The organism is Pseudomonas sp. Irchel s3h14, assembly GCF_900187425.1.
Lineage (GTDB): Bacteria > Pseudomonadota > Gammaproteobacteria > Pseudomonadales > Pseudomonadaceae > Aquipseudomonas.
Genome location: NZ_FYDJ01000002.1, coordinates 109,518 through 123,269 on the forward strand (window position 1 = coordinate 109,518; position 13,752 = coordinate 123,269).

The 13,752-nt window shown below is 60.9% G+C and carries 15 protein-coding genes; all 15 read left to right on the forward strand.

The genetic code is table 11. The features are described 5' to 3' along the window. Window positions 1–33: 33 nt before the first annotated feature. The 15 genes from CKW16_RS04190 (at window position 34) to ureC (ending at window position 13,702) form a co-directional block, all read left to right on the forward strand. Window positions 34–822 carry an ABC transporter ATP-binding protein gene (locus CKW16_RS04190; RefSeq protein WP_095127343.1) on the forward strand — a complete coding sequence of 263 codons (789 nt, stop codon included), beginning with the start codon at window positions 34–36 and terminating at the stop codon, window positions 820–822. Continuing rightward, complete coding sequence (locus CKW16_RS04195; protein ID WP_095127344.1) at window positions 819–1,766, forward strand: ABC transporter substrate-binding protein; 948 nt, start codon at window positions 819–821, stop codon at window positions 1,764–1,766. The genes CKW16_RS04190 and CKW16_RS04195 overlap by 4 nt, the downstream gene beginning before the upstream one ends. Beyond that, window positions 1,763–2,773, forward strand: coding sequence for an iron ABC transporter permease (locus CKW16_RS04200; RefSeq protein WP_095127345.1), 1,011 nt, complete (start codon window positions 1,763–1,765; stop codon window positions 2,771–2,773). The genes CKW16_RS04195 and CKW16_RS04200 overlap by 4 nt, the downstream gene beginning before the upstream one ends. Before the next feature lie 44 nt (window positions 2,774–2,817). Beyond that, window positions 2,818–3,117 carry a hypothetical protein gene (locus CKW16_RS04205; protein ID WP_095127346.1) on the forward strand — a complete coding sequence of 100 codons (300 nt, stop codon included), beginning with the start codon at window positions 2,818–2,820 and terminating at the stop codon, window positions 3,115–3,117. A gap of 223 nt (window positions 3,118–3,340) precedes the next feature. Further along, a complete protein-coding gene (gene urtA / locus CKW16_RS04210) occupies window positions 3,341–4,606 on the forward strand; it encodes an urea ABC transporter substrate-binding protein (protein WP_033055613.1) in 1,266 nt (421 codons plus the stop codon). 144 nt (window positions 4,607–4,750) lie between these two features. Continuing rightward, window positions 4,751–6,253, forward strand: a complete 1,503-nt coding sequence (gene urtB, locus CKW16_RS04215) for an urea ABC transporter permease subunit UrtB (protein WP_095127347.1) — start codon at window positions 4,751–4,753, stop codon at window positions 6,251–6,253. Further along, the gene (gene urtC / locus CKW16_RS04220; protein WP_095127348.1) at window positions 6,253–7,332 is read left to right on the forward strand and encodes an urea ABC transporter permease subunit UrtC; all 1,080 of its coding nucleotides are present in this window, start codon (window positions 6,253–6,255) and stop codon (window positions 7,330–7,332) included. The genes urtB and urtC overlap by 1 nt, the downstream gene beginning before the upstream one ends. After that, entirely contained in the window at window positions 7,329–8,201 is an 873-nt protein-coding gene (urtD, locus tag CKW16_RS04225; RefSeq protein WP_095127349.1) for an urea ABC transporter ATP-binding protein UrtD, read from the forward strand. Before urtC ends, urtD begins: the two co-directional genes overlap by 4 nt. 164 nt (window positions 8,202–8,365) lie before the next feature. Next, entirely contained in the window at window positions 8,366–9,064 is a 699-nt protein-coding gene (gene urtE / locus CKW16_RS04230; RefSeq protein WP_056746278.1) for an urea ABC transporter ATP-binding subunit UrtE, read from the forward strand. Between the two features lie 43 nt (window positions 9,065–9,107). Further along, window positions 9,108–9,947, forward strand: coding sequence for an urease accessory protein UreD (locus CKW16_RS04235; protein ID WP_095127350.1), 840 nt, complete (start codon window positions 9,108–9,110; stop codon window positions 9,945–9,947). 173 nt (window positions 9,948–10,120) lie between these two features. Next, window positions 10,121–10,423: an urease subunit gamma gene (gene ureA, locus CKW16_RS04240; RefSeq protein ID WP_007907366.1), complete on the forward strand. Its 303-nt coding sequence runs from the start codon at window positions 10,121–10,123 to the stop codon at window positions 10,421–10,423. Window positions 10,424–10,432: 9 nt separating this feature from the next. Further along, window positions 10,433–10,966 carry a GNAT family N-acetyltransferase gene (locus CKW16_RS04245; RefSeq protein ID WP_095127351.1) on the forward strand — a complete coding sequence of 178 codons (534 nt, stop codon included), beginning with the start codon at window positions 10,433–10,435 and terminating at the stop codon, window positions 10,964–10,966. Between the two features lie 6 nt (window positions 10,967–10,972). Next, window positions 10,973–11,506, forward strand: a complete 534-nt coding sequence (locus tag CKW16_RS04250; RefSeq protein WP_095127352.1) for a GNAT family N-acetyltransferase — start codon at window positions 10,973–10,975, stop codon at window positions 11,504–11,506. Then, a complete protein-coding gene (locus tag CKW16_RS04255) occupies window positions 11,506–11,814 on the forward strand; it encodes an urease subunit beta (RefSeq protein WP_008011171.1) in 309 nt (102 codons plus the stop codon). Before CKW16_RS04250 ends, CKW16_RS04255 begins: the two co-directional genes overlap by 1 nt. Before the next feature lie 187 nt (window positions 11,815–12,001). After that, window positions 12,002–13,702, forward strand: a complete 1,701-nt coding sequence (gene ureC / locus CKW16_RS04260) for an urease subunit alpha (protein ID WP_095127353.1) — start codon at window positions 12,002–12,004, stop codon at window positions 13,700–13,702. The last annotated feature ends 50 nt before the right edge of the window (window positions 13,703–13,752 follow it).

Consider the following 13,752-nt stretch of genomic DNA (forward strand, 5'->3'; position numbering starts at 1 on the left):
CGTCAGCACCACCGAAAATCTCAGAGTTAACGCATGACCTCGCTGAACCTCACAAACCTGACCTGGACACCCCTGGGCCACGGCCATTGCCATCACCAGTTCCAACTGCGTGATGCAACCTTGCACGTGCTCCCCGGTGAGTTCGTGGGTCTGATCGGCCCCAACGGCAGCGGCAAAACCAGCCTGCTGCGCTGTGCCTGGCGCTTCAGCAAACCCGAGCGCGGCGAGGTCAAGCTCGACCACCACAACGTCTGGAAGCAATCCTCACGCTGGTGCGCGCAACGCATCGCCGTGGTCCTGCAGGAATTCCCCGACGCCTTCGGCCTCACCGTCGACGAAGTCGTCGCCATGGGCCGCACACCGCACAAAGGTCTGTTCGACGGCGACACCCTGGAGGACAGAGAACTCGCAACCGAGGCCCTCGAATCAGTCGGCCTGAAAGGCTTCGAGGATCATGCCTTCGCCACTCTCTCCGGCGGTGAAAAACAGCGCGTGATCCTCGCCCGCGCCCTGTCTCAGCAACCGCAAATGCTGATCCTCGACGAGCCGACCAATCACCTCGACCCGCGTTATCAGCTCGAACTGCTGCAACTGGTCAAACGCCTGAAGATCGGCACCCTGGCGAGCATCCATGACCTCAATCTGGCGGCGGCTTTCTGCGATCGGCTGTACGTGATCAATCACGGCCGCATCGTCGCCAGCGGCACGCCGAAAGAAGTCCTGACCGCCCCACTGCTGCGCGACGTGTTCGGTGTCGAAGCGCTGATCGACGAACATCCCTTGCACGGCTACCCACGAATCACCTGGATAACCCAATCATGACTTTGCGTTCCCTGCTTTGCGCCGCCCTGTTGCTGGGCAATGCCCAAGCATTTGCCGAGGCCACTCACTACCCGTTGACCGTGCAGAGCTGCAACCGCGAAGTGACCTTCAAGCAAGCGCCGAAACACGCGGTCAGCCACGACATCAACATGACCCAGATGATGCTCGCCCTCGGCCTCAAACCAAACATGGCCGGGTACAGCGGTGTGACCGGCTGGAAGTCGGTCACGCCCCAGATGCAGACCATCCTCGATGGCTTGCCGGAGCTGGCAGCCAAGTACCCGTCGGTAGAAACCCTGCTCAACGCCAACGTTGATTTCTTCTTCGCCGGTTGGGATTACGGCATGCGCGTAGGCGGTGACCTCACGCCGCAAACGTTGCAGCCGCTGGGCATCAATGTCTACGAGCTGACCGAGTCCTGCGCGTTCGTGATGAAGCGTCCGCCGGCCAGCCTGGAAGACACCTACAACGACCTGCGCAACCTCGGCAAAATCTTCGACGTGCAGGATCGCGCCAACGCCGTGATCGCCCAGATGCAGGCGCAAGTCGCTGAAGTGCGCAAGGATCTGCCGGCGGACAAACCTCGCGTGTTCCTCTATGACAGCGGTGAAGACCGCGCCATGACTTCCGGTCGCCTCGGTATGCCGCAAGCGCTGATCGACGCGGCTGGCGGGCGCAATATTCTGGATGACGTCGAATCGAGCTGGACGCGGGTCAACTGGGAGAACGTGGTCGAGCGCAATCCGCAGGTGATCGTGATTGTCGACTACGGCGAAGTCACTGCCGAACAGAAAGAGCAATTCCTGCTGAACAACAAGGCGCTGCAGTCGGTGGACGCGATCAAGAACCAGCGCTTCATCGTGATTCCGTATGTGCAGGCCACGCCGGGTATCGACAACGTGCTGGCGGTTGAAACCCTGGCCAAGGGTTTCCACGGCGAATGATCAATCGTCGCTACGCCTTGTTGCTGGTGGCCCTCGGCGCGTTGTTGCTGGTGTCGTGTGTGGTGTCGCTGGGCTTTGGCCCGGCGCGGGTGCCGGTGGATGTTGTGTGGCGGATTTTGCTGCACAATATTTTCGGTTTCGGCGTGCCGGACTGGGCCGCCGGGCAGGAACACATCGTCTGGCTGATTCGCGTGCCGCGCATGCTATTGGGTGCGTTGGTCGGCGCCGGGCTCGCGCTGATCGGTGCGGTGCTGCAAGCGGTGACGCGCAATCCATTGGCCGACCCGCATTTGCTTGGGGTCACCTCCGGCGCGACCCTCGGTGCCGTGATCGTGGTGCTGCATGTCGGTGAAATCGTCGGTTTGCTGACCTTGCCGATCGCGGCGTTTATCGGCGCGTTGCTGAGCATGCTGATTGTGCTGATGATCGCCAACCGCAACGGGCGGCTGGACAGTGATCGGCTGCTGCTGTGTGGCGTCGCGGTGTCCTTCGTGATGATGGCGATCGCCAATCTACTGCTGTTTCTCGGCGATCACCGCGCGAGTTCGGCGGTGATGTTCTGGATGCTTGGCGGGCTAGGGTTGGCACGTTGGGAATTGCTGGCGGTGCCAGCGGCCAGCGTGTTGCTCGGGTTGGTGTTGTTGCTGGGCATGGCGCGACCGTTGAATGCATTGATGACAGGTGAGCAGACGGCCGTGACCCTCGGGCTCAACGCTCGTACCGTGCGGTTGCGGGTGTTTTTGATTGCTTCGCTGATGACCGGGGTATTGGTGTCTATAAGCGGGTCTATCGGGTTTGTCGGGCTGATGGTGCCGCACATTGCGCGGCGTTTGGTCGGGGCGGAGCATCGGCGGTTGCTGCCGGTGTGCGTATTGTTGGGCAGCCTCTTTCTCGTCTGGGTCGATGTCGCCGCCCGCACCCTGATCGCCCCGGAAGACCTGCCCATCGGCGTCGCCACCGCCGCCATCGGCGGCTTGTTTTTCATCGGACTGATGCGCCGCCGTTGATCGTTACTTAGACTGCGCACATCACCATTCTCAGGATGAGCCCCATGTTGAAAGCTGTATTTGTGTCCCTGTTGCTGCTCGGTTCCTTTTCCGCCTCGGCCGACACCACCGTCGACGTCTCAAGGATTTACGGCAAGATCAAATTCGTCGACAGCTTTCCCGACTACAAGGTGAAGGTGGTGAATTCGTTCCCTGATCTGAAGGTAAAGAAAGTCGACTCTTTCCCGGATTCAGCCGGCGAATGGAAAACAGTCGATAGTTTCCCCGACTACAAGATTCAGATCGTCGACTCCTTCCCCGATTTCACCATCAAGTACGTCGACTCCTTTCCGGGTGTTAACTGAATCCCCCGCATCACCGCTGCCGCCAAGCGGCAGCACCACAATGACGCACACCGCCGCACCACCGCCCCGCCCTCGTCCCTTCATGGTGCGCCACCCGAACCGCGCAACCGCTCTAATACGACATTTCCCTGCCTTTTGCCGACCAGGCACAGCCCTTGCTAAAGACCCTTCAGTAGTCCGCATCTGCCACCAAGAAAATTCATAAGTTCATGGAGATCGCACAATGAAGCGTCGCAGCTTGATCAAGGCTTTCACACTATCGGCATCGATTGCCGCGATGGGCATGACCTGGAGCCTCCAGGCCGCCGAGACCATCAAGGTCGGTATTCTGCATTCGTTGTCCGGCACCATGGCGATCTCCGAAACGTCGCTCAAAGACATGGCATTGATGACCATCGACGAGATCAATGCCAAGGGCGGCGTGAACGGCAAGATGCTGGAGCCGGTGGTGGTAGACCCGGCGTCGAACTGGCCACTGTTCGCTGAAAAGGGCCGTCAACTGCTGACTCAGGACAAGGTTGCCGTGGTGTTCGGTTGCTGGACGTCGGTGTCACGCAAGTCGGTATTGCCGGTGTTCGAGGAGCTCAACGGCCTGCTGTTCTACCCGGTGCAATACGAAGGCGAAGAGATGTCGCCGAACGTGTTCTACACCGGCGCCGCGCCGAACCAGCAAGCGATCCCGGCGGTGGAATACCTGATGAGCGAAGAAGGCGGCAGCGCCAAGCGTTACTTCCTGCTGGGCACCGACTACGTCTACCCGCGCACCACCAACAAGATTCTGCGTTCGTTCCTGCACTCCAAAGGTGTGGCGGACAAGGACATCGAAGAGGTCTACACCCCGTTCGGTCACAGCGACTATCAAACCATCGTGGCCAACATCAAGAAATTCTCGGCCGGTGGCAAGACAGCGGTCATCTCCACCGTCAACGGCGACTCCAACGTGCCGTTCTACAAAGAGCTGGCCAACCAGGGCCTGAAAGCCACCGACGTTCCGGTCGTGGCGTTCTCGGTCGGCGAAGAAGAGCTGCGCGGTATCGACACCAAACCGCTAGTGGGCAACCTCGCGGCATGGAACTACTTCGAATCGGTCGAGAACCCGGCGAACAAGAAGTTCGTTGCCGACTGGAAAGCCTACGCCAAGAAACACAACTTGCCGGGCGCCGACAAAGCGGTGACCAACGACCCGATGGAAGCCACCTACGTGGGCATTCACATGTGGGCGCAAGCGGCTGAGAAGGCCAAGTCCACTGACGTCGACAAAGTCCGCGAAGCCCTCGCCGGCCAGACCTTTGCCGCGCCGTCCGGTTACACGCTGACCATGGACAAGACCAACCACCACCTGCACAAACCAGTGATGATCGGCGAGATTCAGGCGGACGGTCAGTTCAACGTGGTGTGGCAGACCGAAGGGCCGATCCGTGCTGAACCGTGGAGCCCGTTCATCTCGGGTAACGACAAGAAGCCGGATTATGCGGTGAAGAGCAACTAAAGCCACCCCGCACAGCCTGATCGTTCCCACGCTCTGCGTGGGAATGCAGCCAGGGACGCTCCGCGTCCCAAAAGCGGACGCGGAGCGTCCGGTGAGGCATTCCCACGCGGAGCGTGGGAACGATCAATACGCAAGGCCAATGACATGCCCACTGCCCTTTACCGCCTCATTTTCGCCATCGCACTTTTGCTGCCGATGGCCGCCCACGCCAGCGACGCCGAAGACTTCGTCGCGGCCAATCCCGTGCAGCAAGCCAAGCTCCTGGAAGCCTGGGCCGCGCAGCCCGATCCGGCCCGTATCGAGCTGATCAACGCCCTGCAGCAAGGCGAGCTGACCGTCGACGGCCAACCGAAAACCCTGCGCCTGAACAACCGCCTGCGGGGTCTGATCGACACCGCACTGGCCAGCCACCAATTGCTCGCCACCGACGCCAAAACCCGTTTGGTCGCCGCGCAGCAATTGCAGAAAAGCGCCAAACCGGCGCAGTTGAAATTTCTCGACCAGCAACTGGCTGGCGAAAAAGATGAAAGTGTCCATGCCGCTTTGAGCCTGGCCCTGGCCAATCTGCAACTGGTGGACACCGACCCGGCCGTGCGCCTTGCCGCTTTGCGTCTGCTCGGTGAAACCGGTGACCCACTGGCGCGCACCCGCCTCGAAAGCCTGCTGCAACCCGGTGTCGAAGCCGACGCCGGCGTACGTACCGCTGCCGAAACCAGCCTCGCTCAGGTCAAACGCAAACTGCTGATCGGCGAGATCCTCGGCCAAGCCTTCAGCGGCATGTCGCTGGGTTCGATCCTGTTGCTTGCCGCACTCGGTCTGGCGATCACTTTCGGCCTGCTCGGCGTGATCAACATGGCCCACGGCGAGATGCTGATGCTCGGCGCGTACTCGACGTACGTGGTGCAGCTGATGTTCCAGCGCTTCGCCCCACAAGCCATCGAGTTCTACCCGCTGATCGCGTTGCCGGTGGCGTTTTTCGTCACTGCCGCCATCGGCATGGCGCTGGAGCGCACGGTGATTCGCCACCTCTACGGCCGGCCATTGGAAACCCTGCTCGCCACCTGGGGCATCAGCCTGATGCTGATTCAACTGGTTCGGCTGGTGTTCGGTGCGCAGAACGTCGAAGTGGCCAACCCGGCGTGGTTGTCGGGCGGGATTCAAGTGCTGCCCAACCTGGTGCTGCCTTACAACCGCATTGTGATCATCGCCTTCGCGCTGTTTGTGGTGGTGCTCACCTGGTTGCTGCTGAACAAGACGCGCCTGGGCCTGAACGTTCGCGCCGTTACCCAAAACCGCAACATGGCGGCCTGCTGCGGCGTGCCGACCGGGCGCGTGGACATGCTCGCCTTCGGCCTCGGCTCAGGCATCGCTGGCCTTGGTGGCGTAGCCCTCAGCCAGATCGGCAACGTCGGCCCGGACCTCGGTCAGAGCTACATCATCGACTCGTTTCTGGTGGTGGTGCTCGGCGGTGTCGGTCAGTTGGCCGGTAGTGTGCTCGCCGCGTTCGGCCTCGGTATCGCCAACAAAATTCTCGAACCGCAGATCGGCGCCGTGCTCGGCAAGATCCTGATCCTCGCGCTGATCATTCTGTTCATCCAGAAACGTCCGCAAGGCCTCTTCGCACTGAAAGGACGGGTGATCGACTGATGAACCAGCCCCTGATGCTCACGGCCACGCAAAAGGCCGGCCCCAAAGTCACGATAGCCATAGGCGTAGTGATCCTCGTTCTGTTGCTGGCGTTGCCGTTGCTGTCGTTGTTGTCGCCGGACAGCGCGTTTCACGTCTCGGCTTACACGTTGACGCTGGTGGGCAAGATTCTTTGCTACGCGATTGTCGCGCTGGCCCTCGATCTGGTTTGGGGTTACGCCGGTCTGTTGTCCCTCGGCCACGGCCTGTTCTTCGCCCTCGGCGGCTATGCGATGGGCATGTACCTGATGCGCCAGGCTTCCGGTGATGGTTTGCCGGCATTCATGACGTTCCTGTCGTGGACCGAATTACCGTGGTACTGGACCGGCACCAGCAGTTTCCTCTGGTCGATGTGTCTGGTGGTGTTGGCGCCGGGGTTGCTGGCGCTGGTGTTCGGTTTCTTCGCCTTCCGTTCGCGGATCAAGGGCGTGTATTTCTCGATCATGACCCAGGCCCTGACCTTCGCCGGGATGCTGCTGTTCTTCCGCAACGAAACCGGGTTTGGCGGTAATAACGGCTTCACCAACTTCCGCACCATTCTCGGCTTCGGCATCACTGAACCGGGGACTCGCGCCGTACTGTTTTTCGCCACCGTGGTGTTGCTGGTGGCAAGCCTGTTTATCGGCTGGCGTCTGGCGCAGAGCAAGTTCGGTCGCGTGTTGACCGCCCTGCGGGATGCGGAAAACCGCCTGATGTTCTGCGGTTACGATCCGCGCGGTTTCAAGCTGTTTGTCTGGGTGTTGAGCGCGGTGTTGTGCGGCCTGGCCGGTGCGTTGTATGTGCCGCAAGTCGGGATCATCAACCCGAGTGAAATGTCACCGACCAACTCCATCGAGGCCGCCGTCTGGGTGGCGCTGGGTGGTCGCGGCACGCTGATCGGCCCGCTGCTCGGTGCCGGTGTGGTCAACGGAATGAAGAGCTGGTTCACCGTAGCCTTCCCGGAATACTGGCTGTTCTTCCTCGGCGCGCTGTTCATCGTCGTGACCTTGTACCTGCCCAAAGGCGTGATCGGTCTGCTGAAGAAAAGGGGTGAACAATGAGAGTCACTGCAACGGCTGAATTCATGCTCGAACCGGCGTTTTTTCCACCACTGGAACCGAACAGGGACGCCGGCAGCAGCCGTGACGCCATCGGCCTCGGCCAACGCGTCGGCCCCGGCCTGAACACCCGCCATGGCACGATCCTGACGCTTGAAGACATCAGCGTCAGCTTCGATGGTTTCAAGGCGCTGAACGATCTGAACCTGTACATCGGCGTCGGCGAATTGCGCTGCATCATCGGCCCCAACGGCGCGGGCAAGACCACGCTGATGGACGTGATCACCGGCAAGACTCGCCCCAGTCACGGCAAGGCCTGGTTCGGTGAAACCCTCGACCTGACGCAGATGAGCGAAGTGCAGATCGCCCAGGCCGGCATCGGTCGCAAGTTCCAGAAGCCGACGGTGTTCGAAGCCTTGAGCGTTTTTGAAAACCTGGAGCTGGCGCAGAAAACCGACAAATCGGTGTGGGCCAGCCTGCGGGCTCGCCTGAGTGGCGAACAGAAAGATCGCATCAGCGAAGTGCTGGAGACCATTCGCCTGACCACTTCGGTCAATCGTCCGGCGGGTTTGTTGTCTCACGGTCAGAAGCAGTTTCTGGAGATCGGTATGTTGCTGATGCAGGACCCGCAACTGCTGCTGCTCGACGAGCCAGTGGCGGGCATGACCGACGCCGAAACCGAATTCACCGCCGAATTGTTCAAGAGCCTGGCGGGCAAGCATTCGCTGATGGTGGTGGAACACGACATGGGCTTCGTCGGCTCCATCGCCGACCACGTCACCGTGTTACACCAGGGCAGCGTGCTGGCCGAAGGGTCACTGGAACAGGTGCAGGAGAATGAGCGCGTGATCGAGGTGTACCTCGGCCGCTAGACCTGCAAATTGATCGTTCCCACGCTCTGCGTGGGAATGCCGCCGGGGACTCTCCGCGTCCCGCTGACAATGCAGGGTTCAAGTCCTGCGCACGGGTGACGCGGAGCGTCACGGGATGCATTCCCACGCAGAGCGTGGGAACGATCACTGAGGGAGAATTTGAGATGCTGCAAGTCGACAAGCTGCACCAGTATTACGGCGGTAGCCACATCCTGCGGGGCCTGACGTTTGAGGTGAAAGTCGGCGAAGTCACCTGCCTGCTCGGGCGCAACGGCGTGGGCAAGACCACCCTGCTCAAGTGCCTCATGGGTTTGCTGCCGGCCAAAGAAGGCGCGGTGAACTGGGAAGGCAAACCGATCACCGCGTTCAAGCCACACCAGCGGGTTCACGCCGGGATCGCTTACGTGCCTCAGGGTCGGGAAATTTTCGGCCGGCTGACCGTGGAAGAAAACCTGTTGATGGGCCTGTCGCGATTTCCCGGCGCTGAAGCCAAGGAAGTCCCGGCGTTCATCTACGAGCTGTTTCCAGTGCTGCTGCAGATGAAGCAGCGCCGCGGCGGCGACTTGTCCGGTGGCCAGCAACAGCAATTGGCGATCGGCCGAGCGTTGGCCAGCCGTCCACGCTTGCTGATTCTCGACGAGCCCACCGAAGGCATCCAGCCATCGGTGATCAAGGAAATCGGCGCAGTGATCAAGAAGCTTGCGGCCCGTGGTGATATGGCGATTTTGCTGGTGGAGCAGTTCTACGATTTCGCCGCCGAACTGGCCGATCAGTACCTGGTGATGTCCCGGGGCGAAATCGTGCAACAGGGTCGCGGAGAAAATATGGAGGCCGAGGGTGTACGCGGTCTGGTTACGATATAAGGCTACGATCTAATCTATAGCGTCCTAACGATAATTAGAGATCATGAATCTACCTGTTCCCACTGCCCTGTTTACCCCGAGCTGGCACGCTGAGCTGGAACTCGGCTACGCCCGATTCGGCGACAGTACGCGCCCGGTTCAGCGCCGTCACAAAGGCCCGCTGCGGGTGCAGAAGCACCTGTATGCCGAAGGGCCGGAGGTTTGCCAGCACATCATCGTGCACCCGCCGGGCGGGATTGCCGGTGGCGATCGGCTGGACATCTCGGCCAGTGTCGGCCGCGATGCCTGGGCGCAAATCACCAGCCCCGGCGCGGCCAAGTGGTATCGCGCAGCGGGGCCCGCTTATCAGCAGCTGGATTTGAAAGTGGCGAGCGGTGCGACACTGGAATGGTTGCCACAAGAGACGATTATCTTCAGCGACGCCCAGGCGGAGCTCAGCACCTCGATTGATCTGGAAGGCAATGCGCGGTTGTTTTACTGGGATGTGGTGGCGCTAGGTCGCCCGGCCAGTGGCGAGCGTTTCGACCTCGGGCATTTTCAGGCGCAACTGGATATCCGCCGCGACGGTCAGTTGCTCTGGCATGAACGCCAGCGCATTGTCGGAGGCGATGGTTTGCTCGATTCGCCGATTGGCCTGGATGGGCAACCGGTGTTTGCGACGTTGTTGGTGACCGGGGATATCGGTAGCGATTTGATGGAGCAGTGCCGTTCGCTGCCCCATGACGTGCGCGGAGATCTGACCCAGCTGCCGGGGCTTTTAGTCGCACGTTGCCTGGCCAGTGAAGCGCTGTTGGCGCGAGGCTGGTTGATTGATTTGTGGCGATTGCTCAGGCCTGCGTTGCTCGACCGAGAAGCCGTCCCCCCAAGAATATGGAGCACCTGAAACACGATCAATGTGGGAGCGGCGGTGCGACGATTCGACTTGCTCGCGAAAGCGGTGTGCCAGTCAGCATCAGTGTTGAATGACACACCGCTTTCGCGAGCAAACCCGCTCCCACAGGTTTTGTGTTTACAGATCCGAATACCTTTTTAATCTGCCGATATGGATTCCAAACGATGGACCTGACCCCACGCGAAAAAGACAAGCTGCTGATCTTCACCGCCGGCCTCGTGGCCGAGCGGCGTTTGGCGCGCGGCGTGAAACTCAACTACCCGGAAGCCATGGCCTACATTTCCGCAGCGCTGCTCGAAGGTGCCCGTGACGGCCAGACCGTGGCCGAGCTGATGCACTTCGGCACCACCCTGCTCAGCCGCGAACAAGTGATGGAAGGCATCCCGGAAATGATCCCGGAGATCCAGGTCGAAGCGACCTTTCCCGACGGCACCAAACTGGTCACCGTTCACCAACCGATCGCCTGAGGCCGCGTCATGACTTACGAAATTCGCGATGCACTGCATGCTGACCTGCCGGCGATCCGCGACATCTACAACGACGCCGTGCTCAACACCACGGCCATCTGGAACGAACAGGCCGTGGACCTGGATAACCGCCAGGCCTGGTTCAGCGCCCGGCAATCCCAGGGTTACCCGATTCTGGTGATCGTCGACGGCGACAACACGGTACTGGGCTACGCTTCATTCGGTGACTGGCGGCCGTTCGACGGGTTCCGCCACACCGTCGAACATTCGGTTTACGTGCGCAGCGACCAGCGTGGCAATGGTCTCGGCCCGCAATTGATGATCGCGTTGATCGAGCGTGCCAAAGGTTGCGACAAACACGTGATGGTCGCCGCCATCGAAAGTGGTAACGCCGCGTCTATTCGCCTGCATGAACGAGCCGGTTTCGTGACGACCGGCCAGATGCCTCAGGTGGGCACCAAGTTCGGTCGCTGGCTCGACCTGACTTTTATGCAACTGACCCTCAATCCTGGCGCGGAGCCGCCGATTGCCAACAAGGAGTAATTGCCCATGAACGCCGCCCAACTGCGCCGCGTCAATGTTGAAAGCTTTGCGCACTATCGTCAGGGTTTGATTGATCTGCTGCTCGACGCCGTCGGCTATGGCGCCAGCGTCGGGTTCATGGCCAATCTTGACGCCACCCAGGCCCGAGCCTATTTCGATGATGTGCAGGAGAACCTGAACAAGGGCAACGTGCTGCTGTGGGTGGTGGTCAAGGACGAGCAAGTGCAGGCCAGTGTGCAACTGACCCTGTGCCAGAAGGCTAATGGCCTGAACCGCGCCGAAGTGCAAAAACTGCTGGTGCGTGAACATGCGCGTCGCCGGGGTCTGGGCCAGCAGTTGATGAGTGCGCTGGAAACGGCCGCCCTCCAGCACAAGCGCGGCATGCTCTACCTCGACACCGAGGCCGGCTCTCCCGCCGAAGACTTCTACAAGGCCCTGGGTTACACCCGCGCCGGCGAAATCCCCGACTATGCCTGCGACCCTAGCGGTCGTTACAAACCGACCGCCCTCTACTACAAGATTCTCCAAGGAGCCCATTGATGATTCCTGGTGAATACCAGATCCAGCCCGGTGACATCGAACTCAACGTTGGCCGCCGCACCCTCAGCCTGAAGGTGGCCAACAGCGGCGACCGTCCGATCCAGGTCGGCTCGCACTATCACTTTTTCGAAACCAACGACGCCCTGACCTTCGACCGCGCCGCCAGCCGCGGCATGCGCCTGAACATCCCCGCCGGCACCGCCGTGCGCTTCGAGCCGGGACAGAGCCGTGAGGTCGAGTTGGTAGACCTGGCCGGGCATCGCCGGGTGTTCGGGTTTGCGGGGCGGATCATGGGTGATCTCGACTGACTGATCGTTCCCACGGTCCCCGTGGGAATGCATCCCGTGACGCTCCGCGTCACATAACGGCGGACGCAGAGCGTCCATGGCGGCATTCCCACGCAGAGCGTGGGAACGATCATGTAGGAGCGAGGCTTGCCCGCGATAGCGAGCTACGCGAGCGGTCTCAAACACAATTGAATCCCAAGGCAAGCGCATGAAAATCTCAAGACAAGCCTACGCCGACATGTTCGGCCCCACCGTCGGTGACAAAGTCCGTCTGGCCGACACCGAACTGTGGATCGAAGTGGAAAAGGACTTCACCACCTACGGCGAAGAAGTGAAATTCGGCGGCGGCAAAGTCATCCGCGACGGCCAGGGTCAAAGCCAATTACTCGCCGCAGAGGTCGTCGATACGCTGATCACCAACGCACTGATCATCGACCACTGGGGCATCGTCAAGGCCGACGTCGGCCTCAAGGACGGCCGCATCGCCGCCATCGGCAAGGCCGGCAACCCGGACATCCAGCCGAACGTCACCATCGCAGTCGGCGCCAGCACCGAAGTCATCGCCGGTGAAGGCATGATCCTCACCGCGGGCGGCATCGACACGCACATCCATTTCATCTGCCCGCAGCAGATCGAAGAAGCATTGATGAGCGGCGTCACCACCATGATCGGCGGCGGCACCGGCCCGGCCACCGGGACCAACGCCACCACCTGCACCTCCGGCCCGTGGCACCTGGCGCGCATGCTCCAGGCTGCCGACGCCTTCCCGATGAACATCGGTTTCACCGGCAAGGGCAACGCCAGCCTGCCGGAGCCGCTGATCGAACAGGTCAAGGCCGGTGCCATCGGCCTGAAGTTGCACGAAGACTGGGGCACCACCCCGGCGAGCATCGACAACTGCCTGAACGTCGCCGACCAGTACGATGTACAAGTGGCGATCCACACCGACACCCTCAACGAATCCGGTTTCGTCGAAACCACCCTCGCCGCCTTCAAGGGCCGCACCATCCACACCTATCACACCGAAGGTGCGGGCGGCGGTCATGCCCCGGACATCATCAAGGCCTGCGGCTTTGCCAACGTGCTGCCGAGTTCGACCAACCCGACCCGGCCGTTCACCCGCAACACCATCGACGAACACCTCGACATGCTGATGGTCTGCCATCACCTGGACCCAAGCATTGCCGAAGACGTAGCGTTCGCCGAAAGCCGCATCCGTCGCGAAACTATCGCCGCCGAAGACATCCTTCACGACCTCGGTGCGTTCTCGATGATCAGTTCCGACAGCCAGGCCATGGGCCGCGTTGGCGAAGTGATCACGCGCACCTGGCAAACCGCCGACAAGATGAAAAAACAGCGCGGCCCGCTACCCGGTGATGGCGAAGGCAACGACAACTTCCGCGCCAAACGCTACATCGCCAAGTACACCATCAACCCGGCGATCACCCATGGCATCAGCCATGAAGTGGGCTCGGTCGAAGTGGGTAAATGGGCCGATCTGGTGCTCTGGCGCCCGGCGTTTTTCGGGGTCAAACCGACACTGATCCTCAAGGGTGGCGCCATCGCAGCCAGCCTGATGGGCGATGCCAACGCGTCGATCCCAACGCCGCAACCGGTGCATTACCGTCCGATGTTTGCCAGCTACGGCGGCTCATTGCACGCCACCAGCCTGACCTTCATCAGCCAGGCTGCTTCGGATGCCGGGTTGCCGGAAGCCCTGGGTCTGAAGAAGAAAATCGCCGTGGTCAGAGGCTGCCGCGACGTGCAGAAAACCGACCTGATACACAACGATTACCTGCCAGACATCGATGTCGATCCGCAGACTTATCAGGTCAAGGCTGACGGCGTTTTGCTGTGGTGTGAACCGGCGGATGTGTTGCCGATGGCTCAGCGCTATTTCCTGTTCTGACGCCTCAAGCGCACAAAAGCCCCGAGTGCACAATGCGGCACTCGGGGCTT